22 protein-coding genes and 1 riboswitch are annotated in these 24901 nt (G+C 50.0%); of the genes, 13 read left to right on the forward strand and 9 right to left on the reverse strand.

Features of this window, described 5'->3' with window-relative positions:
* Nucleotides 1-15: 15 nt before the first annotated feature.
* Nucleotides 16-960, forward strand: coding sequence for an alpha/beta fold hydrolase (locus Kalk_RS08790; protein WP_101893879.1), 945 nt, complete (start codon nt 16-18; stop codon nt 958-960).
* Nucleotides 961-1061: 101 nt separating this feature from the next.
* On the forward strand, nt 1062-1481 hold the full coding sequence (locus Kalk_RS08795) for a hypothetical protein (protein WP_101893880.1): 420 nt from the start codon (nt 1062-1064) through the stop codon (nt 1479-1481).
* Here Kalk_RS08795 and Kalk_RS08800 read toward each other — a convergent pair.
* Nucleotides 1463-1966, reverse strand: a complete 504-nt coding sequence (locus Kalk_RS08800; protein ID WP_101896255.1) for a DUF6942 family protein — start codon at nt 1964-1966, stop codon at nt 1463-1465. The genes Kalk_RS08795 and Kalk_RS08800 overlap by 19 nt on opposite strands.
* A 94-nt stretch (nt 1967-2060) precedes the next feature.
* Between Kalk_RS08800 and mnmH the strand changes: the two genes are divergently transcribed.
* The 5 genes from mnmH to selD all read left to right on the forward strand — a co-directional run bounded on the left by mnmH (nt 2061) and on the right by selD (nt 8585).
* Complete coding sequence (gene mnmH, locus Kalk_RS08805; protein ID WP_101893881.1) at nt 2061-3167, forward strand: tRNA 2-selenouridine(34) synthase MnmH; 1107 nt, start codon at nt 2061-2063, stop codon at nt 3165-3167.
* A gap of 65 nt (nt 3168-3232) precedes the next feature.
* Nucleotides 3233-4087 carry a putative selenate ABC transporter substrate-binding protein gene (locus tag Kalk_RS08810; protein WP_101893883.1) on the forward strand — a complete coding sequence of 285 codons (855 nt, stop codon included), beginning with the start codon at nt 3233-3235 and terminating at the stop codon, nt 4085-4087.
* Between the two features lie 3 nt (nt 4088-4090).
* Nucleotides 4091-4741 (forward strand): ATP-binding cassette domain-containing protein, encoded by a 651-nt coding sequence (locus tag Kalk_RS08815; RefSeq protein WP_233716851.1) that lies wholly within the window; start codon nt 4091-4093, stop codon nt 4739-4741.
* A gap of 7 nt (nt 4742-4748) precedes the next feature.
* Nucleotides 4749-6260 carry a PhnE/PtxC family ABC transporter permease gene (locus Kalk_RS08820; protein WP_199768036.1) on the forward strand — a complete coding sequence of 504 codons (1512 nt, stop codon included), beginning with the start codon at nt 4749-4751 and terminating at the stop codon, nt 6258-6260.
* Between the two features lie 24 nt (nt 6261-6284).
* Nucleotides 6285-8585: a selenide, water dikinase SelD gene (gene selD / locus Kalk_RS08825; protein ID WP_101893884.1), complete on the forward strand. Its 2301-nt coding sequence runs from the start codon at nt 6285-6287 to the stop codon at nt 8583-8585.
* A gap of 85 nt (nt 8586-8670) precedes the next feature.
* On the opposite strand, the gene Kalk_RS08830 is transcribed toward selD, so the two are convergent.
* Entirely contained in the window at nt 8671-9615 is a 945-nt protein-coding gene (locus Kalk_RS08830) for an alpha/beta hydrolase family protein (RefSeq protein WP_101893885.1), read from the reverse strand.
* Between the two features lie 243 nt (nt 9616-9858).
* Between Kalk_RS08830 and Kalk_RS08835 the strand changes: the two genes are divergently transcribed.
* From Kalk_RS08835 to lnt, 3 genes are read left to right on the forward strand one after another with little or no spacing between them, the layout of a single operon-like run.
* Nucleotides 9859-10845 (forward strand): lipase secretion chaperone, encoded by a 987-nt coding sequence (locus Kalk_RS08835; protein ID WP_158643390.1) that lies wholly within the window; start codon nt 9859-9861, stop codon nt 10843-10845.
* Between the two features lie 37 nt (nt 10846-10882).
* The gene (locus Kalk_RS08840) at nt 10883-11452 is read left to right on the forward strand and encodes a hypothetical protein (RefSeq protein ID WP_101893887.1); all 570 of its coding nucleotides are present in this window, start codon (nt 10883-10885) and stop codon (nt 11450-11452) included.
* A gap of 4 nt (nt 11453-11456) precedes the next feature.
* On the forward strand, nt 11457-13034 hold the full coding sequence (lnt, locus tag Kalk_RS08845) for an apolipoprotein N-acyltransferase (protein WP_233716882.1): 1578 nt from the start codon (nt 11457-11459) through the stop codon (nt 13032-13034).
* 33 nt (nt 13035-13067) lie between these two features.
* On the opposite strand, the gene Kalk_RS08850 is transcribed toward lnt, so the two are convergent.
* The 4 genes from Kalk_RS08850 to Kalk_RS08865 all read right to left on the reverse strand — a co-directional run bounded on the left by Kalk_RS08850 (nt 13068) and on the right by Kalk_RS08865 (nt 19197).
* A complete protein-coding gene (locus tag Kalk_RS08850) occupies nt 13068-13409 on the reverse strand; it encodes a DUF2149 domain-containing protein (RefSeq protein ID WP_324774595.1) in 342 nt (113 codons plus the stop codon).
* Entirely contained in the window at nt 13409-13855 is a 447-nt protein-coding gene (locus Kalk_RS08855) for a MotA/TolQ/ExbB proton channel family protein (protein WP_101893889.1), read from the reverse strand. Before Kalk_RS08855 ends, Kalk_RS08850 begins: the two co-directional genes overlap by 1 nt.
* A gap of 21 nt (nt 13856-13876) precedes the next feature.
* Nucleotides 13877-18202, reverse strand: coding sequence for a cobaltochelatase subunit CobN (locus Kalk_RS08860; protein WP_158643392.1), 4326 nt, complete (start codon nt 18200-18202; stop codon nt 13877-13879).
* Nucleotides 18203-18316: 114 nt separating this feature from the next.
* A riboswitch (cobalamin riboswitch) is annotated at nt 18317-18470 on the reverse strand.
* Between the two features lie 31 nt (nt 18471-18501).
* Nucleotides 18502-19197 (reverse strand): adenosylcobinamide amidohydrolase, encoded by a 696-nt coding sequence (locus tag Kalk_RS08865; protein ID WP_158643393.1) that lies wholly within the window; start codon nt 19195-19197, stop codon nt 18502-18504.
* Here Kalk_RS08865 and Kalk_RS08870 point away from each other — a divergent pair.
* Both Kalk_RS08870 and Kalk_RS08875 read left to right on the forward strand, forming a co-directional pair.
* On the forward strand, nt 19196-19690 hold the full coding sequence (locus Kalk_RS08870; protein WP_101893892.1) for an MAPEG family protein: 495 nt from the start codon (nt 19196-19198) through the stop codon (nt 19688-19690). The genes Kalk_RS08865 and Kalk_RS08870 overlap by 2 nt on opposite strands.
* Nucleotide 19691: 1 nt before the next feature.
* A complete protein-coding gene (locus tag Kalk_RS08875) occupies nt 19692-20288 on the forward strand; it encodes a DUF2238 domain-containing protein (protein WP_101893893.1) in 597 nt (198 codons plus the stop codon).
* 71 nt (nt 20289-20359) lie between these two features.
* On the opposite strand, the gene Kalk_RS08880 is transcribed toward Kalk_RS08875, so the two are convergent.
* Nucleotides 20360-21748: a thrombospondin type 3 repeat-containing protein gene (locus tag Kalk_RS08880; protein ID WP_101893894.1), complete on the reverse strand. Its 1389-nt coding sequence runs from the start codon at nt 21746-21748 to the stop codon at nt 20360-20362.
* A 244-nt stretch (nt 21749-21992) separates the two neighbouring features.
* Between Kalk_RS08880 and Kalk_RS08885 the strand changes: the two genes are divergently transcribed.
* A complete protein-coding gene (locus tag Kalk_RS08885; RefSeq protein WP_158643394.1) occupies nt 21993-22664 on the forward strand; it encodes a response regulator in 672 nt (223 codons plus the stop codon).
* Here Kalk_RS08885 and Kalk_RS08890 read toward each other — a convergent pair.
* Together Kalk_RS08890 and Kalk_RS08895 are read right to left on the reverse strand one after the other, a co-directional pair.
* Nucleotides 22657-24402, reverse strand: a complete 1746-nt coding sequence (locus Kalk_RS08890; RefSeq protein WP_101893896.1) for an ATP-binding response regulator — start codon at nt 24400-24402, stop codon at nt 22657-22659. The genes Kalk_RS08885 and Kalk_RS08890 overlap by 8 nt on opposite strands.
* Before the next feature lie 62 nt (nt 24403-24464).
* On the reverse strand, nt 24465-24896 hold the full coding sequence (locus Kalk_RS08895) for a hypothetical protein (RefSeq protein WP_158643395.1): 432 nt from the start codon (nt 24894-24896) through the stop codon (nt 24465-24467).
* Between the last annotated feature and the right edge of the window lie 5 nt (nt 24897-24901).

Consider the following 24901-nt stretch of genomic DNA (forward strand, 5'->3'; position numbering starts at 1 on the left):
TTAGGAATCTGCATTGTGAAACTCATAATGAAACTGATCATTGGATTGATCGCCGTTGTTTTACTCGCCACGGCCACCTTGGTAGCCGCCACCTGGCAACCGGACCGCAAGGTAGAGGAACTTACTGAGCGCTGGGCCCCGGCACCCTCTCAGTTCATAAGCGTTAACGGGCAAGCCGTACACCTGCGCGATGAAGGCCCCAAAAGCGACCCAACCCCCATAGTGCTGCTGCACGGCACCTCTGCAAGCCTGCACACATGGGATGGCTGGGCCGACAAACTATCCCAGACCCGCCGCGTCATCCGCTTTGACCTACCTGGCTTTGGCCTAACCGGGCCTGCTGCCAACGGAGACTATAGCCTGGATGCTTACGTAGACTTCGTCACCAGCGTACTGAACAGCATTGGTGTAAAGCGCTGTATTCTGGCTGGTAATTCATTGGGTGGCAGCATCGCCTGGCGCACCACCGTAGCCCACCCGGAGCGCGTGGAAAAACTGATTTTGGTGGATGCCGGCGGTTACCCTTTCAAGCCGGAATCCATGCCCATCGCATTTGTCATATCCCAGATACCCGTGCTTAACCACGTCATGGAGCTCACCCTACCCCGAGCCGCCGTTGAATCCAGCGTACGCAACGTATACGGTGATCCAGCCAAAGTCAGCGAAGAATTGATTGACCGCTATTTTGAACTCGCCTTGCGGGAGGGCAACCGCGCCGCCCTACGGGAACGCTTTGCGCAATTAGAATACACCGACCAAAGTGGCCTGGTAAAAACCATCCAACAACCCACCCTGGTATTGTGGGGCGCTGAGGATCATTTGATTCCAACCAGCATTGCCAAACGTTTCGAACAGGATCTACCGAATGGAAAGCTGATCACATTTGATGGGTTGGGGCACGTTCCCCACGAGGAAGATCCAGCCACTACTCTGGCAGCCGTTGAAGCCTTCTTGCAATAGCCTGCCACCAACCGACATCGAATCAAAAACAAGCAAGCTATTTGGCAGGCCCCGCCGCTCCAATCAGCGCAACGGCCCTATCAAAAAATTGGAGAGCATCGTTGAACAACCCAATCAACACCGACCTGAAGCACGAATGGTCTTTACTGCAAAATCAATTCGACAGCTACGAAAAGCACTCACTGCTTATTAAGCTGGCCAATACTGCCCTGCTAAGCGCGGCTTATGTATCAGATACCTTGAGCGCTTTCGTTGGCTTGCTGCTGCTGACCTTGTGGGGGCAAGATGCAATCTGGAAAACGTTTCAGTGGCGCATTGAAACCAGATTGCTGCAGATTGAAAACAGCCTGTTAACCAGCGGCAATGATGCTGCATATCAATTTAACACTCAGTACGAGAAAACAAGACCAGGCCTGCTCGGGTTGATAAGTGAATATGCACGCCAAGCCATAAGGCCCACCGTAGCGTTTCCCCACTTGATACTGATCATAATACTCGGAGCCTACTGCTTCGCCCCGTGAACATCATTCACCAATGCCGCCAGCACATCGATTCTGGCGTCGGACAATTGGCGATAATCTAAATACGGAGAGACAATCAAGCGTTTGGCGCGGTTGACAGCGAAGTAGCGATCAACCCATACAACACACTCAGTTACCCCCAGGGTGTGGGCATGCTGCTTGCCAGCAATGATATGAATGGTGTTTTCTGCAAAACTGGGCGCGCTAAATAGCAGCGCATAATTGGAGCCTGGCTGCAGGAGCGAATCATCACGCAACTGTTGCCACGAACCATAGCCCTCGGCACACAGCTTGAAGGCAAGCTTGGCATACACGTTAAAGATTTTGCGCCAATGATTGCCTGTAAGGCGGGCAATTTCTGCTATTTCACCGTGCACCAGCGGCGTTAAACCACCAATATATTGATGTTGATCGAGCGGGGGGCGATTGGGCATGTATATCGCCACCGTGAAAGATTCACTACCTAAACCGACGTCGTTAACCATATCTGGATTATACACATTAATACGAACACACTATGGACGGCACCCACCAGCGCCTTTAAACTTGCCCATTCTCTTAAATAGCACCGCCCATGTCATGACCAAACGCCTCGACACCGACGATTATCGCACGCTGTTCCTTAACGACCTTCCACTACTGGACGTACGTGCGCCTGTTGAGTTTGTTAAAGGTGCCTTCCCCTGCAGTACCAATATACCCTTATTGGATGACGACCAGCGCACAAAAATCGGTACCCGCTACAAGGAACAAGGCCAGGATGCAGCGATTGAGCTAGGCTGGCAGTTGGCCACACCGGAAATCCAGCAGCAACGTATCAAGGCTTGGTCTGCCTATATAAACCAGCACCCCAATGGCTACCTGTACTGTTTTCGCGGTGGATTGCGCTCCCGCTTGAGCCAACAACTCATCCGTGAATCAGGCCTTAACTATCCACTGATAAAAGGTGGCTACAAGGCCATGCGCCGGTTCCTGATCGACGAGCTGGATGCTATAAGCCGATCCCAACCCATGATTGCAATCAGCGGGCGCACCGGCAGTGGCAAAACCCTCGCAATCAAACAACTTCAGCAGGCCGTTGACTTGGAAGGGCTGGCAAATCATCGTGGGTCGGCTTTTGGCCGCCAACTGCAAGAACAGCCATCACAAATCAATTTTGAGAATGCGCTCAGCATAGCACTGATTAAACTTCAGGCCGCACAGAGCAAAGTCGTATTTGTGGAGGATGAAGGACCGCTAATTGGCCGTGTGTCCTTACCACAGGCTTTTTTGGAAGCTTTCAAGCGCGCCCCTCGCATCCTCTTGGAAACACCAATGGATAAGCGGATAAACATTACCCTCGCCGATTACGTGACCGAAGCAATCCCAGCATACAGAAACGCATACGGCGAGGCAGAAAGCATTCCCAAGTTTCGAGAGCACGTGCTTGGCAACTTGGCCCGAATTCGTAAACGTTTGGGTGGTGATCGACACAGCCATTTACATGGATTGTTTTCCAGTGCGATTGACGAGCTGGATCATTCCGGCAGTACTGATGCATTCCGCCCCGGCATCGAAATGCTATTGAAAGAATATTATGACCCTATGTACGACTACCAACAGGCCAAGCGCGGCGGCCAAGTATTGTTTAAAGGCGAGCATGATGAGTTAATCGCCTGGGCACAGCGCTATCAATCAGGAATCTGACGCTACTTATAATTGAATCGTTTCACCCCAACACTCACACCAACTAGATAACAGGAGAATATACCGTGCGGTTATTGACTGCTTTAGCAGCGCTGCTCGTTTCCCTCAGCACCAGCGCACAGACATTTACATTCACAGCCATCCCTGATCAGGATGAATCCCACCTGCAGGAACGCTTTGGCAAGGTGGCAACCTACCTGTCCAAAGAACTGGGCACAGAAGTAAAATACATCCCGGTTAAAAGCTACGCTGCAGCTGTTACCGCGTTTCGTAACAACCAAGTCCAGCTCGCCTGGTTTGGTGGCCTTTCCGGCGTGCAAGCCAGAGCATTGGTACCCGGCAGTGATGCCATCGCCCAAGGCTACGAAGATCAACTGTTTAAGACCTACTTTATTGCCCATCAAAAAAGCGGTATAAGCCCATCGGAATCCTTTCCCAAAGCGATTGAAGGCAAAACATTCACCTTTGGCTCCAAGGGCTCCACGTCCGGCCGTTTAATGCCAGAATTTTATATTCGACAACACCTAAATAAAGCGCCTGATGCCGCATTTTCCCGAGTGGGCTTCAGTGGCGACCACAGCCGTACCATCGCATTGGTTCAGTCCGGTGCGTATCTTGTTGGCGCACTGAACTATGCCGTCTGGGAGGAAGCCGTTGCCGCAGGGAAAGTCGACACCAAGGTTGTAAACGTGATTTGGGAGACACCCACCTACCCCGATTATCAATGGAGTATCCGTGGTGATGTTGATCAACGCTGGGGGCCGGGCTTTAAAACCAAAGTTAAATCCGCTTTGATAAACATCAAAGACAAAGCGCTACTGGACGCGTTTCCTCGCAGCTCGTTTATAGAAGCCAACAACGCACAGTATCAACCCATTGAAGATACGGCTGTCTCCATCGGGCTGATGGATTCGTTCTAAATCGTGCTGTTTGAAATTGATGGCCTTGATTTGAAATATCAAGGCCAATCCATACTGCAACAGGTATCACTGCGCATCGCGCACGGTGAGCGCGTAGCGCTGATTGGAAAATCAGGCGCTGGCAAATCAACTTTGCTGGCTCACTTACGGGCGCTACAACCTCAACAGATTGCATGGTGCCCGCAGCACACCGGTTTGGTGCCAATGCTCAGCGTCTACCATAATATCTATATGGGTGCGCTACACCGGCACAACAGCATTTACAATCTGGCAAACCTGATACGCCCTCTGTCCCGCCCGTTTCAAGAAGTTGCGCAATTGGCAGATCAACTTCTATTACGGAATTGGCTCCTTACCTCAGTAGACCAACTCTCCGGTGGACAACAGCAGCGCACCGCTATCGGTCGCGCACTCTATCAGCAAAAACCTGTATTCATAGGGGACGAGCCCGTATCTGGCCTTGATGATTTTCAAGCCAACACACTGCTAAAGCTCATTGCAGAACGTCACTCCACACTCATTCTCGCGCTACACGACATTGAACAAGCATTGCAATTGTGCGATAGAATAATTGGCTTAAAAGACCAGCGAATTGCGCTTGATGCGCCTAGCGCTTCACTGTCTGCGGCAGATCTAACGCCGCTTTATCAATAACCTTGTCATGTCCAGTCATGCCACGCGGCCCTACCCCATCAGCACTTCTGCAAGAAAGCTGAAAACTGCCAGCTTCTGGTTCGCTGTTGTGGGAATCGGCTGCCTGCTGCTTGCCGACATAAACATCTCTCGCCCCGATCCTTGGCACGAACTTTCCTTGATGGGCCAAGGATTGATGAACCCACACATCCATTCGTGGCCAGAAACATTAGCAAGCATCGCAACCACACTTAGCTTTGCATTGCAGGGCATTGTTCTCGCTGCTGTCAGCGGTTTTATCCTGTCGCTGGGTTATCGCTGGCTACCTGTCCGATCACTGTGTGCCTTTATTCGTTCTATACATGAATTATTCTGGGCATTGCTGTTTATTCAGATTGTCGGGCTTTCAACCCTAACCGGGCTGCTGGCCATTGCCATTCCCTACGCAGGCACACTGGCAAAAATCTACGGTGAACTGTTCGAAGAAACCAACCCTGCGCCCATAAATAATTTGGCACCAGCAAGCAGCCTAAGCAAATTCTTCTATACGACACTGCCGCTGGCGTGGCAGCCTTTGGTAGCCTATACCCGTTATCGTTTCGAATGCTCCATCCGATCCAGTGTGGTGCTTGGATTTATCGGCTTTCCCACTCTTGGCTTTCATCTAGAATCTGCGCTAAGTGATGGTCACTACAATGAAGCCGCCGCACTACTGTATATACTTTTCTTTGTTGTACTTAGTTTTCAGATCTGGCTGAGGGCCCGTTTATTGCCGATCTACCTGATTGCATCGATATGGTACTTGCCTCCTCATGCCGCGACCTCATGGGAAACCGCCATGCGCTTCCTTACGCAGGATATAGTACCTGCGCCTCTGCGTGGCAGCTGGACTGATTCAACTCTCAACGACCTATCAGGCTGGTTTGACTATTTATGGCAAAACCAGCTATGGCCAGGATTGATTGACACCCTGGTATTAAGCCAAATTGCCGTGGTTGCCACCGGCTTGATCACCCTTATATGTTTCCCCCTTAACTCAACATTATTCTTCAGCCCAATTGCAAGACGTCTGGGTGACAGCATTCTCATTTTCAGTCGCTCTACTCCGGAATACCTGTTGGCGTTTATCGGCCTGCTGCTATTGGGGCCATCCATGCTGCCTGCCGTTATAGCATTAGCCATTCATAACGGCGCCATCATCGCTCACTTGGTGGGTAGATACAGTGATCAGTTAGTGCTGAGAGTAGATACCAATCAAGGCTTGGACCGTTATTTCTACGACGTATTACCAAGAGTGTACCGGCAGTTCCTGGCGTTTCTATTTTACCGATGGGAGGTCATTTTAAGGGAAACCGCGATTCTTGGAATCCTGGGCATAACCACCCTGGGATTCTATATTGATTCCGCCTTTGAGGAGTTCCGCTTTGATCGTGCAGCAGTATTGATTCTGGCATCTGCAATCCTCAACATGAGTGTTGACTATTGTGCCAGAACGCTGCGCCGCCGCATGCACCTGAAAACAACGCCTGAGACAGTTTAACCCTTTGCCTGATATACTCGCTCCATGAAAACACCTTCAACCCCATACAAAGATCTAGTGCTGGTAGGCGGTGGCCACAGCCACGCACTGCTATTAAAAATGTGGGCTATGAACCCGGTTCCCGGTGTGCGCTTAACCCTGATTTCTCCACAGGTACAGACTCCCTATTCAGGAATGTTGCCAGGCTTGATTGCGGGCCATTACTCGTTTGACGAAGCCCATATCGACCTAAACAAATTGTGCGGTATTACCGGCACCCGCTTTATTCAGGATCACGTCACAGAGATAGACCTACAGCAAAAGGAAGTGAGTTTTTCTGACCGACCACCTATCGGCTTTGATGTGTTATCCATCAACAGCGGCATCACACCCGACACATCCGTTCCTGGCAGCGAACAACACACTATACCAGTAAAGCCCATCGCTCTGTTTTATCCTCGCTGGCAGCAACTATTAGCCCGTCTCACTAACGGGCAAAACACAACTTCATGCCCCTACCGAATTGCTGTGGTTGGCGGTGGCGCAGCAAGCGTTGAATTAATCTTGGCGATGCACCATGCCACAATCAATATTGAAACAAAGCGCCCATTACAGTTTTGCCTGATTCAACGAGGAAACGGGCTTCCTGAACATTATCCTGCGCGCTTGCAAGGCAAAATTCGCGCATTATTTAACGCGCGCAAAATCCAGATCCACAGTGGATACGCCGTCTCCGAAACACAAAAAGGCGTAATGTATTCTGCCAAAGGTGATGCGATTTATGCCGACTCCATATTCTGGTGCGCCCAAGCCAAAGCTGCTGCGTGGCCACAGAGATCAGGATTAGCAGTGGATTCAAACGGATTCATTGCAGTCAATTCACACCTTCAATCCCTTAGTCATGATTTTGTTTTTGCGGCCGGGGATATTGCACAGCAAGAAGACTCACCCACACCCAGAGCTGGTGTGTATGCAGTGAGACAGGCACCCTATCTGTTAAAAAATCTGCGCAATCACTTTCTTGGCCGAGCTCTGTCACCGTATCGCCCACAAGCCCATATTCTGAGTTTGATCGCCTGTGGTGATCAATACGCAGTCGGTTGCAGGCCAAACACAATGCTTCCCTCCATTAGTGGCAAGTGGGTGTGGCAATGGAAAGACTCTATCGATCGCAAGTTCATGCGTCAGTTCAGCGAGCTTACCTCGGGTGATATGAATGAGAACACCGAATCATCCGGTATGCTTCAGACCGACGAGCCGCCCAATGCTGACAGCATGCGTTGTGGGGGCTGCGGTGCAAAAGTCGGAGCTACTATTCTCAGCCGCACGATTAAACGATTGCAACCCATTAGCCGGGAGGGCGTGATGCTTGGTTTGGGCTCAGCGGATGACGCTGCTGCCATTACCGTCCCGCCCGAGCATTGGTTAATTCAGAGTGTCGATGTGTTTCGCGCCCTGATCGATGATCCATATCTGCAAGGTCAGATTGCTGCGCTTCACGCATTAAGTGACCTGTTCGCCATGAATGCTGCACCCCACAGTGCTCAAGCCATTGTTACCTTGCCATACGCAGGCGAAACGTTAGTTGAGCGTGACTTATTTCAATTGATGAGCGGCGCCGTGAAGGTTCTGAATGAGCATCAATGTGCATTGATCGGCGGCCATACCAGTGAAGGCGCAGAGCTTAGCATTGGATTTTGTGTAAATGGATTCGCTCAAGCCAGCAAAATTCTACGCAAGAGCCAACCGCAACTGGGCGACAAGCTAATTCTGACAAAACAACTGGGCACCGGTGTTTTGTTCTCCGCACACAATCAGTATAAAGCTCACGGAAAGTGGATTGAGTCTGCAGTGAGCTCCATGCTTCAATCCAATCGCAAAGCCGGTGAGATATTCAGTTTGTACCACGCCAATGCCTGCACGGATATTACAGGGTTTGGTTTGGCAGGACACTTAATTGAGATGCTAACACCTGCGGATCATACAGAGGATTCCCTCGCTCCGTTAGCTGCAACATTATCGTTACACCACATTCCATTACTCGATGGTGCCCTAACCTGCTCGCAGAATGGCATTCTCAGCAGCTTGTACACACAAAACCAGCGTGCTGAAACACGCATTCTCAATGCCAATTATTGGAACAAACACCCAGTATGGCCACTGCTGTTTGATCCTCAAACATCCGGAGGCTTACTGGCAAGTGTCGCAGCACATGAGGTTGATGGCTGCCTTTCAGCATTACGCTTGGCAGGTTATCATCATGCCTGCGTTGTTGGCGAAATCACGCCAACCCGTGATTTCGCCTCTGTTATTGAACTCTGCGCCCTGGAATCAAACCCCAACTAATCACTACTTGGGCCAACAGTCAGATTCAGCTAAAAACTTAGAAGGGAGCCGATTCGCTCAACTCCCTTTTGGTGCAGAGTAATGTTTAGTAATTGCAGGTTTCACGATAATCAGAGATGCTGCGATCCGACTCATGATTGGGGCCACACAGGAACTGATCGTATCGACGATCCCCATCAATAAAGCGCTTCATCCACGAAACACCATACTTGCCCAAGATGTCTTCATTGGGATATCCGCTGTTCGCACAAAAATGATCGCCACCATTGATTTCAAGAAATGCCTTAGCGGTCGAGCTCGGAATGCGATTGTAGAACGGGCTTGCATGCTGACCAACCGGCGCAACCACATCCAACTCACACGCAATGATCAACGTTGGGGTAGTAATTCGGTTGAACGAATTGAACCCACTATACCAAGGAGCCTGAGGAATAGCGGCTTTCAGTGTACGCTGAGTCGACAGCTTCAAACTGCCGCCACCACCCATAGACCAACCAATCACGCCTAGGCGATTACTGTCTACCATTCCGGAAATCGAGCTGTTTCTTGAGTTACTTTGCGCTATCACGTAATCCAGAGCCGCACTCAGCTGATTCGCACGACTATCAGGTTGATCATAGATCGTGTTGGTATCAATGGTAATAACGACAAACCCCCAAGAAGCTAGGCGGCTGCCCCACCATCTGATGGAGCTTTCATAGGACACATAGCCAGGTATGACAGCGATTGCGCCCATTTTACCTTCTGTGCCAACGGGATAGTGGATGGTTCCACCACCAAAGCCGGAAACAAATGATGAGACATTGGTGGTGCGCACTGAGTAAGGGCCATCATCCGCCTCAAGTGCACGCACCGTTGGATTAGGGCCGCGAATGTAACACTCTGCGCCAGAACAGGAGCCCGGGTCAGGAGAGGGGTTGGGAGTAGGATCTGGCGTGGGCGTAGGTGACGGTGTTATAGCAAAGGCCGCAGACGACAACATCCCGGCAACAAGGGTGACAATTAAGGGCTTTAATATATCCAATTTCATTATTTTGCCTTATATATTCTTGTATGAGTTGAAGGCTTTATAGGGCACCCACAATAAGTGAATCCATTTCTTATGGATGGTTGCTCAAAACAACAAAGTCAAATGTTGACGTACTCGCGCAAATACGGACAACGATACTTACATGTGATGTCATCATTACCACGAACACGATGTCATCAATGTCCAGTTTGCTTCGCATTTTGGCCATGAAGGAACGGCATTTTCAGGATAAGATGTCTGCATGTGCTCATTTGTGATGTCGCGTTAAACAATACGACGCCAATCTGCGCACATCACCTCAATGACTACACGTTATTAAAAGAGCGCACTACTATGAATAACAAACATAAAGCAGCGCTCGCTGCTATCAGCCTGACCAGTGCATTGCTGTATTACACAACTAGCAACCAGCATCCGAGTCAGACACGCGACACTCCCGAACCCGCTATCGCTACTGAGTCTACCCACGCCAACAATAACCCCACCGCCAATACAGTTAAGGACTTGTGGGACTGGGATAATCTTGAATTGCCAGAAGGTGCCTCCGCCACGGCAAGCAGTAGCACCGATGCTGACACTCAGTTTGATATTCAAAAAATTCATGATGCCCTACAAGCACTAAGAGTTGATTCCTATGGTGACATCATTACCGATGATCTTGCTTTAGCCGCTTTAAATCAGGCCTTCCAGCATGGCCGAATCACTCTTGACGAACAATCTATGACTAAGTTTCTAACCATAATTCGTGCTGCGCTCCCCAATCAAACGGGCGATCAGGCAGCAGAGATTGCCAAGAACTATCATGATTATCTACAAGCTCGATCGGATTTGTTTGCTTACGTTTCCGCAAAGGATCAGCAAGCAGCTATTGAGGACATCATCGCCCTACAGTCACTTTATCTAGGCAACCAAGTAGCACGTGATTTATTTCGCACCGAAAATGCCAACGCCCACTATATGATGGCTGCCTTTGAGGTGGAGCAGGATGAATCCCTCACCTTGGCCGAGAAGCAGGCTCGGCAAGAGGCATTGACAGAGCAATATGCCGGGGATCAACACGGTATAGAACACTGGCAAAGCCGCTACCAACAATTTAAGGCCGAGAAGGCCATTCTTGAAGAAGCAGGTTATTCATCGGCTGAAACCAAACGGCAAATTTACGAACTGCTGAATTATCACTTTAGCGAAGATGAACAGAAGCGCTTGGCTCAACTTAATCTATGGCATTAGTGTGAACCGGGCTTCAATCATTCTACAGGCATTGCTTATGGCCACCATCACACTAACGCTTGGTGGCGTGGTATCTGTGCTTATAAAGCCCGGGATACAGGATCAGCAGCACCAGCCAGCAATCGCCCTACCATCTGAATCTGTGATCAGTTGGCCGCCTGCATGGAACTTTGATTATCATCCCATAGAAAAAAATCTACTTAGCATTCAAATCAACGAATCCATCCCAGAGGCAAATTCAACCAACGAAGCCTTACTACGTAACGCAGTTCTGGCCTTTCCCGATAATATCGACAACAATATTCTTGAGCGCGTCATCTGGCTCAGCCGGAAAACCCTACCCGAAGAAGGCGGTGAACTTTTATCCCTTTGGCTGCTGCAATACCATCACTATCATCAAGATGTGCTAGCACTGAACCAAACCCCTGAAGAAGCAGACCGGCATCTTCACAAGCTGATTGAGCTGCAACAACACCATTTCGGTGAACAACAGGCCAGCCTACTATTTGCAAGATACCATCAACTGGCCAAGTTCAGCGATCAACGACAACAATTGCGAGGCAGCAAGGCCCTTGCACAAACAAAAACCACCAATGCGACGCCCTAGCTTAATGCGGCAGTATTTAATTGCTAGCATATCAGGGTTGCTGCTTGCGGCCCCATTCATACAGCCTTCGTGGTTTGTCACACCTTGGCTGGCATTCATTCCGCTGTTCTGGTGTCTCCGCCAAGCCTATCATTATCTGCAATGCTATCTTCTGGGCCTAATGTTCGGACTTGCCTTTGCAGTAGCTGCAGGTTACTGGATCTCACCTTTTATTTATCTACTAAAAGGCTATAGCTACCCCACCAGCTTCTTGATTGGGATCGTATTTTGGGTCTACAGTGCCCAACTTTTTGCCTGCGCTTGCTTGGCCAGCATCTGGCTCATACGATGCGGCAAAATATCAGAGCTTGTTGCTTTCCCTTTGATTTTTGGTTTATTCATTCATCACTTTCCCATGGTATTTTCACCATACTTGGGAGGCACGCAGATTAAATTCGAGCTAGCGCTGCAAGGGGTCGACCTGTTCGGAGAGCAAGCCCTCAGCACTCTGATCATTTTGGTTAACGTAACTCTGCTACAAGCCTTCACAATGGGTGCTAGATGCCTTTCTCGCAAAGCAAACGGCATAGCAACACTGCTAATCTGCTGCTGGTTTGGTTACAGCGCATGGTCACTCTCTTTGTGGCAAAGCCGCATGGAGCAGTGGAGCACGCTGGCAATTGGTCTTATACAGCCAAATGAAGCTCCACAGCGAGGACATACTGCATCTGTACCCGGTTACAGCAGAACATTTCCTGCAGAAATGGACATGTCCGAGCAGCTGGTAACAGCTGGCGCTCAATGGGTGATCTGGCCAGAGGCTCGCTACAAAGGTTATCTGGAATTGCCCCGCGTACGTGATGCCTATCATCATGCGGTAAAGAACCTGTCCACGCCGCTCTTGTTTCAGGATATGGAACGCACCAGTGATGGAGAAAACACCTTACTTAGAAATGCCGCAATATTACTCAGTGGCAACGACGAACCTGCCGATATTCACTTTAAGGTGAAACGAGTACCATTTGGTGAATATCACCCACTGGCTGAAGCGATTCCCCCGATAAAGCCACTGCTTGCATCATTTTTTGGGGGCTTCACAGACACCATAAAACCAGGCATTGCGGCTGGGTTTTTCACACTGAGCGAATTCAAGATCGCACCTTTAATTTGCTTCGAAGTGATGTTTGGCGACTACGTTGCCGAACAGGTGCAAGGGCGCGCCGAAGGAGCAATACTCACGGTGCTCTCAAGCAATGGATGGTTTGGCAGTAGCCGCCAGCCCTATCAGCATTTGTATGGTGGTGCGTTGCGTGCGGTTGAAAACCGCTTACCCATGGTTCACGTAATGAACAACGGCCCATCTGCCATTATATTGCCAACAGGGCGCATCATTGCAGAAACACCCTTCCAGCAGGCAGGAGGTTATCTGCTGAAGTTACCCTATTCCGCGGTCTCCGGTGGCAGCTTTTACACTCGTCATCCACATTTGTTCTCAAGTTCATGCTGGGTGGCACTTAGCTTGCTGACGCTCGTTGCTATTTGCCACAGGCGCAACCAACGTTACCTGGCACGCCGGGCTCGAACCACTACACAAACCTCTTGAGCAATATGTCCACTTGATCGCAGCGCCAATTTGTTACTGGCCGACTAATATTAGCTTTCCAGTTTTAGCATCTCGATACACCGTGCCTACGCTTTCCATACCCTGACCGGTGGCACCTTGCGCTTTCATGGCATCCGGCAAATCCACCAATTCTTTTCCAGTATTCACTTCAACCGGCTGTACCGCGAAATGCTCACGCAGCTCTTGGCTTTGTGCAATAAGCGCAATCATAAGGCCCAGCGCGAACACCAACATGACATCCATAATATTAGCGAAACCTGACAGCGGGTCTGAATCCTCCTGTGCGAATCGTCCACCATTTAAAAGCCTCCGTCTTGATTTACACATCTTATTCTGCGCCATATCCTGTGACATTAGATTGCATCCCTCTGCTCAATATTCTGCAAACAGGCTTCATACCATCGACGCCGCACTCGACCCAGGACATAACCCAACAACCCAACGAACAGACCCAATACTGTGGTATCAAACGCCACCGTCATGGCGGTTGCCAGAATTTCAATATTGCCACTGCCCATAGCCGACAGCCCCGGCCCCAAGGGTATCAATGTACCCATCAACCCCAGTATCGGGCCACTTCGAGCAAGCAGATCAACCCGCTCCAGCCTCCTTACGGCGTAATGTTCAAACATCAACGCGTCACCAGTCTGCATTCTGGTTAATGCACCAAACCTCTCGGCTAACGCAGATCCGCATTCCCACAGCACCATCAGCAGGCATACAGCCAGAGCAATCAAAACCGGATACAACAGCCAACTTACAACATGGTGCAATAAACCTAAGGTCAAACCATGAATCATGTTATTTTCCCTGTTCAAAAATCAGTAAGAGTGGCCACGCCAACTGCGCCTAAACCCCGCAACAACCACCGAGATCATAAGAATCACCAGCGCCAGATAAGCAAGCTGCACATAACGATCGGGTGGTAATTGCTCATTTGAATCGACACTCAGGTCAGCCTTGCTTGTTATATCATCCACGACTGGATCGTTTACCAATTTAATTTCTGTAAGCCGATGGACTTCCTCACCCACCTCTTCGGGAGTGGCTGCTGCATCCAGAATCGGCGCAAACTGCTGCCACTGTTCCGCACTCACAAATTGCTCCAGCCAGGGCATCATAGGATGATTCGGATCAGTATGCCCGCTACCAGGGAGCCCGTTTTCTATTACTAAACGGGTAAAGTCTTGCGCCAACTGTTGGATTGTTTGCTCATCTGCCTGCCAAAATTGCTTATGGACTGCCACCAGCATAATGGCCAGCATATTCGCCTTAACATGAGCATTATGTTCCACTTCTAAAAATGTATTCACACCCAACCCATAACGATCATCCAGATATACTTCTTTCACTTCCTGCCAGGCCCAATCGCCCACCAGCGTAGGGTTTGTTACCTGCCAGCCCCAAAGATACTCAAGAAACTCGCTCCCCATCGTGCGCGCACCGGCATACCCATGATCCATCAACCCCGTTAACCACTTGGGGTTTAAAAAGCGCCCTCTCAATTCCTGCCGCAATGCCAGACCCAAAGGCTGCGTTACCACCCGCTCTGGATCTGCATGATTAAGCACGTAATTATTGGGTGCGGTTCCAGTTAACGTTTCAACTGCCAGACTTAAGCCACCAAGATAATCAAATGCATCATTATTATCGATTAACCCATATAAGTTACTGGAACGACCGAAGTAGGTGTTCTCCACATCCGCGAGCAGAGTTTTGAAGGTCTCCTGCGCTGATGCCCCAAACTGATCTTGATTGAACCCATGCCCCAGTCGTCGTATGTAGACCTCCGCCAGCTCCTGGCGTTGCTGCCATGCACCTGAACGCTCTACCAATCGGTTGATTCCAGCTCCATAACTACCTGGCGCATCACCAAATACCCGCAAACTGGAGAGCAATGCGACCTGCTCAGGGCTGCGACCTTGTGCTAAAAGTCTACGCGCATCTTTAACCCAGTGGCCTGCTACCTGATTCTGCTGTAACGATTCGTTTCCGCCCGCTAGGGAACCACCCAGAGGCGCTAAAGCCAGTTGTAACGACTCTACTAAGGCCGGATGCTCGGCAACGATACGATCAGCCGATGCACTCAACGCCATTAAGACACCACGATCCAACATCTTCATTTGTTGTCCGTACAAATCACGAAACAGGCCGGAGGTGGTGAACACCATATCCCGACGCACACGATTGCCTCCTAAAGCCTGAAGCTTCAAGCCTTTCACCAATCCCCGACTGTTCCATACGGGCTCCAATCCCAGCATATCCAGTGCGAATGCAATCATCACACCTTCATCGCGTACGACATCTGATGCCCAAAGCACCTGCGCTTCTCGCTTATCCGAGTTCTGTGCATTATTCGCGCGCGCATCACGAGCCATTTCTCGCCCTAGCTGCCATGCAACCGGGCTGGGAATCAGGCTGTTATCCAACGCATAAAAATTACGCCCGGTGGGCAGGCTCTCGGGGCTACGAATCGGATCATTACCTTTTCCAGGCAATACGTAACGCCCATTCAATCCATTCAGCAATGCAGACATTTCAAACTGGGGTGATTGCTCCAACAATGCCTGCCACTGGGCTTTCTGCAGTTCATTCTCCGGCGCCATGGATGAGAGCATCATCTCCACCGCAGGCGCTGCCCAGTCGCGACCGAACACGTGCAGACCCAATGGCATAAAGCGCTCCTGAAGATTCGTCAGATAATGTCCAACCTCATGAACCAGCATGTCGTCATCCACTTCATTGAAGCTGATCCCCATAACAGACAATTCAGCTGACATCGCCTCCGCCAATTCGTCTTTTAGTTCAAGCGCGTCCACTTTTTCACGGATTTGTGTCACCAGTCTCTGTGTGAGCGCAGGGTTATCAGAGTTATGATTAGCTTCAAAGCTTTCAATGAGTTGCCGCAGCTTCAGCAACTCATCATATAAAGGCGTGCTTTGCAATGGTGGCGTCAAGTGATCGATCATTACCGCCAACCCTCGGCGCTTAGCTTGAATCCCCTCCCCTACACCATCGACAATATAGGGGTACAGCCCAGGCACGTCCGCAGCAACAATACGCGCGTAATCATCCTCAGCCAACCCAACCGAACGTCGCGGCAAAAATTCATACGTTGAATGTCGCCCCACATGCACAATCGCATCGGCCTTAAACACATCGCGCAGATAATGATAATACGCTAGGTACTGATGCGGTGGTGGAAAAGCCAGATTAGCGTGTAGCAGCTCTTCGTTGATCTCCCAGCCACGAGGCGGCTGCGGCCCGATAAATACGTTGCCAAATTGCAAGCCCGGCATCAGCAACTGACCATCGTGCACCATCACCTTACCAGGCGCACTTCCCCATCCGCCCAAACCTTCAATTCCGGTTTTCTTCAGTGCGGCTACAATTTTGTCAGACTGTTGCCAACAAGCTTGATCCGATTGATCGATACAGCCCTGGTAACACGCTTGCAACTGACCAAGCAGATCCAGTGCTCGCTGGCGACCTTGGTGATCTACACCTTCCAATAGGTGCAGCATTTCCTCCATTGTATGATCCAACGTAGCCTGAGCCATTTTGGGCAACCCTGCAGCCAAAGCAACCTGCAGTTGTCCGTGCAGCAATCCAAATGGCCCGTCTACCATCTCACGCTTAACCACTTCGGGTAAGGTATCAAAGTAGCTCTGATACTGAGTAGCGTCCATACGCATAACGGAATGACTCATTTTTACCAATGCTGCATGATCATTTGGTAAGTTCACACCACTTTCCTGCATGGCATCCAACAACGCATTCTGTGATGCGGGCAAATCACTAACACGATACCCCGCCGACTTCATTTGATTCAAAATTTGCCATAACGTAGCGGGTACATCGAGGTTATCTGCACCAATGTTATGTCGGCCCGGTGGGTGATTGTAATAAACTATAGCAATCCGCTTTTCTGCATTGGGCTGTGTTTGAAGGCTATGCCAACGCTGCACACGATCCATTAAGGTTTCCATACCTTCAAGCACCGGCTCAATAGGCTGAATACGAATACCAGTTTGCACATCCTCAGTAACGGCACCAGCCGACGCCACCACAAGTGGCTGGCTGGCACCTTGCATCTCGGGCATAGAAATCTGGTAGTACACTTTTTCTACCGCCAGACCATCTGATGACAGCCGCCATTGAGCCGCCGTGCGATCGCGCAATTTGATTGCTTTGAGCACAGGGACATTTAGCAAAGCAAGCTGCTCATTCGCGCGCTCCCGCCCTTCACCTCCTCCCATAACGAAATCCTGCAGCATCACGACAGCCGTCAGGTTATTCGCTTGCGTGCGCAGTTTTTCTAGTGCATCAACCGTTGCATCGCCCCAGTAGGCTAGGCCAACTAGACACTGCTGGTGTTTTTGTTCTGCTACAGCGCACAATTGATTAAGCAAGTACGCATCTCCCGGCCGGTCACCACCAGCATGATCTAGAACAACCACTAACGGCTTGTCATTATCAATTGCAGGCACCTCCTCACTCAACTCGCCTCGAAACCACCAACGCAGTCGCGCCTGAGCTATCGCATCTTTAACGACTAATTTACTCTCGAGGTCATATTGCTGTGCGACCCACACAAACAACTGCTGCAGATTCTCTTCTCCGCCCCCCTGCCAATAACTTCGGGCAATTAACCAAGGTGCCTGGGCAGGATACTGATCCAACATCGACTCTAACCATATCGCAAGCTCTTGCTCTGGGCGCATTGCTGACAATGTTTCCACTTGCTTATCATCATTAAATACCTGCACACCATCGTGCCTGCTAAGCCGAACCAAACGATGATCACTATTGAAAACCAGAACATTCTTGATGTTTCTTGATTGTGACAGGTCGGCCACCAGCTCACTCACTACTGCACCGAACAGACCTGCGCCAACCACCACATCCGCAGATTCGAGCAACTCTTGTCGCTGTTTGGAGGAGAGTTCTAGCAGTTGGGTTTCTGTACGCGCTTGCAGTCGAAAATTGGGGTTCGATTTCAGAAAACGGTGGCCGGCTTCCGCCACGGTCTCGGCATTACGCTGAGACACCAGCATCAGAATTCGCATATCGGAGGAAGCGGCTAATAGCCAATTACTATGAATACTACACAAAGTAGCAGTGAGCACGTATAACACTACACGCATTGCATTACCTCAAGGGATTCAAATTTACCTTAAGGGAGAGATGTACTGACGCTGCGAGGCTATATTGAAGAGATCGACAGTGCAGTACCAGGTTTTCCCGCCCGGTTGCATAAAACACTTTTCGATCCGACTCCAAGTATCTGGCTCGCACACTCATGGAGCATGCTTACAGTTGCGGGTACAGCCCCGGGGTTACACCGGGTTCCTTGGCAAGAATCGATCATGATGATCTATTCAGCCGGATTCGAGAGGCTGTTATAGAGATTTCAGAGACGCCTGTCAAACTAAACTAGCGTATATTAAGTCGAGCCTTGGCGATACCAAGCGATGGAGTCTGTCACGGCATCGAACACCAACCTGCCAAGCACCTCACCAAACAGCACATGTTTTCCGCAGTAGGCAACGGTTTGCCCACTGACTCGAGACACCACGGCAACCGCATCCGTGCCAGTGCCGGTCGCCATGCGCTGGGATACAGGGCTAACGATACCTGCCTCAAACAATGCTGCAGATTTCGCCTCGGTAATCATCTGCACGGCTTCTACCTTTGCTGCATCGCTCATGGCTACCGATGTCAACATTATGATATTTATTGTTCCTGCCAAGCCTGGTTCCGTCAGCATGCTGCGGTATTCGGCGTGATCGCCGACGCAACGGGCGTTATTCAGGCCACAGGTTACCAGCACCACGACCTCAACACCCTGGACGGTCTCTTCATACAGCCGGAAGGAGTCCATCGAGGCAGCTGTCATCATGCCTACTACCTCCCCTGTGCATTCAAGGCTATCCGCGTAGTTCTGCAACGTAATCGCTGGGGCCTCCAATTCACCCGGGTCTGCGGGCACTTTGAGATTTAACACGTGACGAGCATGGATCAAACCTCCGTTTAACACAGAAGAACTCAGCACCCGAAAATCGGACTCAAGCAGGCTGACCAATACATATTGATGCGTTTGAATTACTCTTAACCAAGGGCTTTGCTTGACAATAATCATGAAAGAGCCATTAATTGCTGCACTGGTCATAGGATACGTAGAATTGACCCCTGACACAAAAGGCTGCATACCCATGAACGAAAAATTAATATTTTTACCTGTTCTCATCCATATTTTGTTAACAGTCTCTGTTTTTATTGCCCTAGCAAGTGCCAAAAAGCGGGCTTTGGCAGAAGACAGCGTAAACGAAGAGCGACGTGGATTATTTGATGACGCCTGGCCTAACAAGGTCATCCAGATCAACAACAATATTCGCAACCAGTTTGAAGTACCCATTCTATTTTACGTGCTGATTTTTATGCTTTGGGAATTAGGTGGTGTCAGCTGGTTGGCATGCCTGATTGCCTGGCTTTTTGTCGGCAGCCGCATTTTGCACGCCTATATACATACCGGCACCAACTACGTTCCGCTACGGCGCAAAGTTTTCACCTTTGGCTGTGTAATGGTGCTTATACTTACTTTTCTTGTATCAAAAGCTATTTGGTCTGCCTGACATGTGGAAACTATTGTGGGTAAGCGTGTTTGTCGCCGTCTTGCTCTGGTCTGGGTGGCACCCCAAAGACACTGTGACCTGGATGCTAGAAGTGGCTCCAGCCGTGATTGGAGCAATTCTAATGCTCATCACTCTGCGCAGCTTTCCTCTTACGCCACTGCTGTATTGGCTGATTCTACTCCATTGCATCATTCTGATGGTGGGTGGTCATTATACCTATGCCGAGGTTCCTCTATTCGATCATCTAAGAGACTGGATGGGTTCTGATCGCAATAACTACGATAAACTGGGGCATTTTGCGCAAGGTTTTGTCCCTGCCATCCTTGCCCGAGAAATACTGATACGCAAGCAGGTAGTAACCGGTTCCAGTTGGTTGTTCTTTATCGTGGCAAGTATTTGCCTGGCGTTCAGTGCATTTTATGAATTGATCGAGTGGTGGGTGGCATTATTATCAGACGAGGCGGCAGATTCTTTTCTGGGTACACAAGGCTATGTATGGGATACCCAATCTGATATGGGGTATGCGCTCTTGGGCGCCATTATAGGCCAACTCTTACTGGCTCGCCTGCACAACAAACAACTGGATCAACTGGCATAAAAAAGCCCCGCATCATAACGATGCGGGGCCACGCCTAAACCACACGCCTGGTGGTTAAAAAGAGTAGGAGGTTATGGCAGGGTGGTACCCAATACTTCCCTTGAGTAAATCAAATCACCATTACTGTCAGTACCGGTAATTCGATATCGCACCGCAAAGTCATCACAGGATGCTTCCAAACAGAAGGCATCGTAATACCCACCGGTAATGGAGCCACCGGTTAGATTCAGGTGCATCTGTATATAGCCTGTCAATCCATCACACTGGAACTCAATCGAAGCACCTGTGTTCAGGGGCCCGGTTGCGCTGCTATTCAGCACACCAGATGCAGATCCGTTGCCCAAACAACTATCCAACATGGCGTTATTGGCCGTAAACGTCATCAACGCAGTGGGTGGGAAGAAGGAGTTTACAGTCGCTTTCCAATTGGCAGAGCCTGCTTCCAATTCTGAATTGGAGGCATTGATTGACCAGTTGAACGTACCATCCGGCTGGTTACAGTTGTTGTAGGTACACTGCATGATCTCCATCAGGCGATCCAACAGATCCAGGTAGTCATAGAAGAACTTATCTGTTCCCACGTATCCTGGCTCATCGCACGCATCACCAATATCATCACCATCCGTATCTGCTTGATCCGCATTAGGAACCAACGGACAGTTGTCCAAGTCGTCTTCTACCCCGTCACCATCGGTATCAAACAGCAAATCACACGCATCGCCGATACCATCTCCATCGCCGTCGCTCTGGTCGGCGTTGGGTGCAACGGGACAGTTGTCCTGATCGTTATTAACCCCATCATTATCTAAGTCAGCGTCACAAACATCACCGATCTGATCACCATCACCATCGGCCTGATCTGTATTGGCTACGGCCGGACAGTTATCTGCATCGTCATCAATGCCATCGTTATCCTGATCTACATCACAGACGTCGCCATCACCATCATCATCGCTGTCGATTTGTTCCGGGTTATAGTCAGCCGGGCAATTATCATTTAGGTCGACTATGCCGTCACCGTCGCTGTCGTTACCCTGCCCGCCATTATCGCAATTCAGGAAGAATAAAGCCGAGCGAGTCTCAAGGGTGATGCCTCCCAGTGGCGATGCATCCCATTCGAATGCCAGACTTACCTGACGCAGCACTTCAGCACCACTTTCGCTGCTATCACATGCCAGCTCAATTCCACTATTGTAGGTTTGCGTAGACCCACCGGAACAGTCACCACCGGCATAGTCAGCTGCGCTGCCATCCGTTGTGTAGCAAACGGTCTTACCACTGAGCTGACTCAGAAGCACCGTGCCGGTGTCAGTTTCGAATTGGGTATTGGCGGGTGGATTAACAAAAATCTGTTCATTGGATGGCGCTTCACAGGCCGCCATCAGTATAGATACAAGTGCTAGAGCAGCGACACGTACCAGCCTGTCGCCCCCCAATCCATCAGGAATCAGTATGCTCATCAGTAAATCCTTCACAATCGGAAATGTATTTGAGTTGTAGTTATTTTTTTGGCCCCAACTGTCTGGGTATCCAGCGATTCATCACAACGCCCATTATCCGTAGCAACATAGCTACTGGAGCCTCAGCGGAGTTTGTCACGATGATATCGCATTCTGGTAGTACTTAAGTCGCATTGACAGCACACCACGCCTATGGTTTAACTCGTTGGCCTTATTAAACACATTAAACGAAGTGACTTATATCTTGGATAACAAGCAGAACCGCCAGCAACCCCAAACGACCGTATTGGTAATCGACGATCACCCCGTCTTTCAGGATGGAATTTCTGTAATTCTGGACGCGCTATTGGCTCCAGTGGAAATCATTCAGGCCCTCAATGCCAAGGAAGCGTTTGCCCATGCCAACTCAAGAGCGGATCTGGATTGGATTTTTGTAGATTATCAGCTGCCCGATTCTGATGGTCTATCCATTATCAAAGAGCTGAATACGCTGATGATCACGGCACCCATTGTGATGATGTCGGGGGTAGATGACCTGGAGCTGGTATCAAAAGCCCTTAAACTGGGCGTGAGTGGTTTCATTCATAAAACCGGCGGCAAGATGATTTTCAAGGATTGTCTGGATACGATTGAGCAAGGCAAAGTCTATTTACCAACAGATACCCGCGTCCGGTTGGAGCATTACCAACAGACCGTTGGCAAGCAAAATGAAGCCATCATGAAACAGCTCAGCACTCGTCGCATGGATGTCTTACTGTTGGTGGCTGAGGGGTATTCCAATCAGGAAATTGCCGGTTCACTTTCTATTTCTGAGGCCACGGTCAAATCGCATGTATCTGCACTTATGTCTATTCTGGATGCTGACAGCCGTTATCATTGCGTGGCAGAAGCGCGCAAACTTGGCCTGATCAAGTAGCATTTTGGTGTTGCAATAATTGCCTCAACACCTTGCGAAGATGAACTGGCTTAACCGGTTTTTGCAACAGGAACAATGCATTCTGACGTATCTTTTGCAGCAATACAGGACTGGTGTCACCGCTCATCAGTAACGCAGGAATCTGTTTGCCAATCCGCTCCTGCACAGCTTTGATTAACGCTAAACCTGTGCAGTTAACCAGATGGTAATCCGACACTATGATCTGAGGCGGTTTAACGGTATCAACACACGCCAATGCAGACTCCATACCTGATGCTGCGGTTACCGTGCAGCCCCATTCTCGCAACAAATTGCTGGTGGCCTCCAGCAAGGCTTGTTCGTCATCCACCACCAAAACCCGGCAGCCCTGCAGTGAAAAGGTCATAGCCTCCTCTTTCACTGCCACTTGTTCACGATCCCCTTTAGGGGCCACGATGGTAAAGTTGGAGCCCTGGTTTGGCACCGATTCCAAACGCAATTCCAGATCCAGTAATTCGGTCAGACGTTTCACCACTGACAAACCTAAACCTACGCCCTGTTGTCGTAAACGATTCTGACTGGCCACCTGATGATATTCTTCAAACACCAGCGCTTGTTCTTGCAGGGGAATGCCCATACCGGTGTCCTGCACGTCAATAAGTACACGCTCGTTCCGTGTGCTCACGCTTACTTCAATCGAGCCTTCATCGGTAAACTTTACAGCATTAGACAGCAGGTTGCGGATGATACGCCCCAGTACCATGGGATCGGTGTAAGCCACGCTGTCATCGGCATGCAACGTAAGCGCTAAACCTTTTGAGTGTGCTGCTGGCTCGAACTCTCGCACCAGCAACACCAACAGTTCCCGCAGGTCTATATTTGCCAGGCTGACTTTCAGATCATTTGACTCAAGCCGCGATAAATCCATTAATGAGTTGAACATTTCGCTCAGGGAATCATGACAATTCAACCCTTGTTGCACCAATGCTTTCTGATCGGCAAGCAGGCCGGTGTTAGAGCTGCTGGTCGAACTGGCGCGCAGCTTCATACTTTCCAAAATAAGGCCTAACGCCTGCAGCGGTTGTCGCAGGTCGTGACTGGCCACTGCCAAAAAACGCGATTTGGCACGATTGGCCGACTCGGCTTTTTCTTTGGCAACGGTGACTTGCTCCAGTAGCTCGCGGTTCTGAAAATCGATGGTGATCGACATGGTAATGATCTGATTGATCTTGCTGCTGATCATTATGAAGGCAGTAATACAGGCAACCCCCAGCAAAGCCGTTGCAGTCAAACCCAGTAAAAACAACTTAACGATCAACAACCCCAATATGGGCAACGTAAATGCCAAATAGGCCGGCAGGTATCCAGCCAACGCGGGCAATGTAGACGCACACATGCCAGCAAGAGCAATTGAAATAAAGATAACGGATTCGGTCTGGGGCTGATTCATAAACCAAACGGGCACCAACCCCCACAAAGAGCCCGCATAGAGCATCCCCAGCACCAGCAGCCGTGGCACTCTGCGGTAATCACCATGCTGCCTGGCCTGTTGCCAGTGACTATCAACCACCACCACCCGGGCGACGTGACTCAACAACACCACCACTAACCACACCAACACCAGAATTGAATGCGTGGTAAACCAAAGCACCCCACTGGTTACCAACACCGCAACGGTGTGTGGCCAGGTGGTAACACGAAGCTGATCAAAAACGTAGTCAAGCTGTGATTCTTTAACAGCGGATTTAGCGTACTGCATCGATTATTATTATCGTTGGTTAGGAGGCTTGGCCCATGCTAGCACGAAACCATACTCTGTATTTAGTGCTCGCGCTCCTGCCGAAGGCTTTCGCGCTGTTTGCGCAAGCGTGGGTTATCCGGTTCCAATTTAATAGCGGTGGCAATAATTTCCAGCGCTTCCAGATGGCGCTGATGCTTTCCCAGGGCAGTAGCCAACGCCATCAAAGCCTGCACACAACGAGGCTTGTGTTCCAGGCAGCGTGTAGCAGCCCCCGACAGCATGACATAATCCTCCATGGCCTCGCAGGCTTCAAACAGAGCCAGCCATGCCTCCAGATAATCGGGCAACTGCTCAGTTACTTGCTGCATTACCACCTTGGCGACTGGCCACTGCTGTTGTTGCCCCATCATTTTTGCAAACGCCACTGCCTGCAGGGCTGACATGGTTTTTCCTCCACGCCCCGGCAGGCTTACGTCGATTTGTTTGTTTCCAATGCTTTCGGGTTTGTTCACGGGCA

This window comes from Ketobacter alkanivorans, from assembly GCF_002863865.1.
Lineage (GTDB): Bacteria > Pseudomonadota > Gammaproteobacteria > Pseudomonadales > Ketobacteraceae > Ketobacter > Ketobacter alkanivorans.

Coding starts and splice junctions, on each gene's coding strand:
- Kalk_RS08860 (WP_158643392.1), bottom strand. CDS start 18,202: ATGCGTGTAGTGTTATACGTGCTCACTGCTACTTTGTGTAGTATTCAT.
- Kalk_RS08840 (WP_101893887.1), top strand. CDS start 10,883: ATGGCCACCATCACACTAACGCTTGGTGGCGTGGTATCTGTGCTTATA.
- Kalk_RS08865 (WP_158643393.1), bottom strand. CDS start 19,197: ATGATTATTGTCAAGCAAAGCCCTTGGTTAAGAGTAATTCAAACGCAT.
- Kalk_RS08820 (WP_199768036.1), top strand. CDS start 4,749: ATGTCCAGTCATGCCACGCGGCCCTACCCCATCAGCACTTCTGCAAGA.
- Kalk_RS08880 (WP_101893894.1), bottom strand. CDS start 21,748: ATGAGCATACTGATTCCTGATGGATTGGGGGGCGACAGGCTGGTACGT.
- Kalk_RS08800 (WP_101896255.1), bottom strand. CDS start 1,966: ATGGTTAACGACGTCGGTTTAGGTAGTGAATCTTTCACGGTGGCGATA.
- Kalk_RS08830 (WP_101893885.1), bottom strand. CDS start 9,615: ATGAAATTGGATATATTAAAGCCCTTAATTGTCACCCTTGTTGCCGGG.
- selD (WP_101893884.1), top strand. CDS start 6,285: ATGAAAACACCTTCAACCCCATACAAAGATCTAGTGCTGGTAGGCGGT.
- Kalk_RS08870 (WP_101893892.1), top strand. CDS start 19,196: ATGAAAGAGCCATTAATTGCTGCACTGGTCATAGGATACGTAGAATTG.
- Kalk_RS08875 (WP_101893893.1), top strand. CDS start 19,692: ATGTGGAAACTATTGTGGGTAAGCGTGTTTGTCGCCGTCTTGCTCTGG.
- Kalk_RS08850 (WP_324774595.1), bottom strand. CDS start 13,409: ATGTCACAGGATATGGCGCAGAATAAGATGTGTAAATCAAGACGGAGG.
- Kalk_RS08855 (WP_101893889.1), bottom strand. CDS start 13,855: ATGATTCATGGTTTGACCTTAGGTTTATTGCACCATGTTGTAAGTTGG.
- mnmH (WP_101893881.1), top strand. CDS start 2,061: ATGACCAAACGCCTCGACACCGACGATTATCGCACGCTGTTCCTTAAC.
- lnt (WP_233716882.1), top strand. CDS start 11,457: ATGCGGCAGTATTTAATTGCTAGCATATCAGGGTTGCTGCTTGCGGCC.
- Kalk_RS08890 (WP_101893896.1), bottom strand. CDS start 24,402: ATGCAGTACGCTAAATCCGCTGTTAAAGAATCACAGCTTGACTACGTT.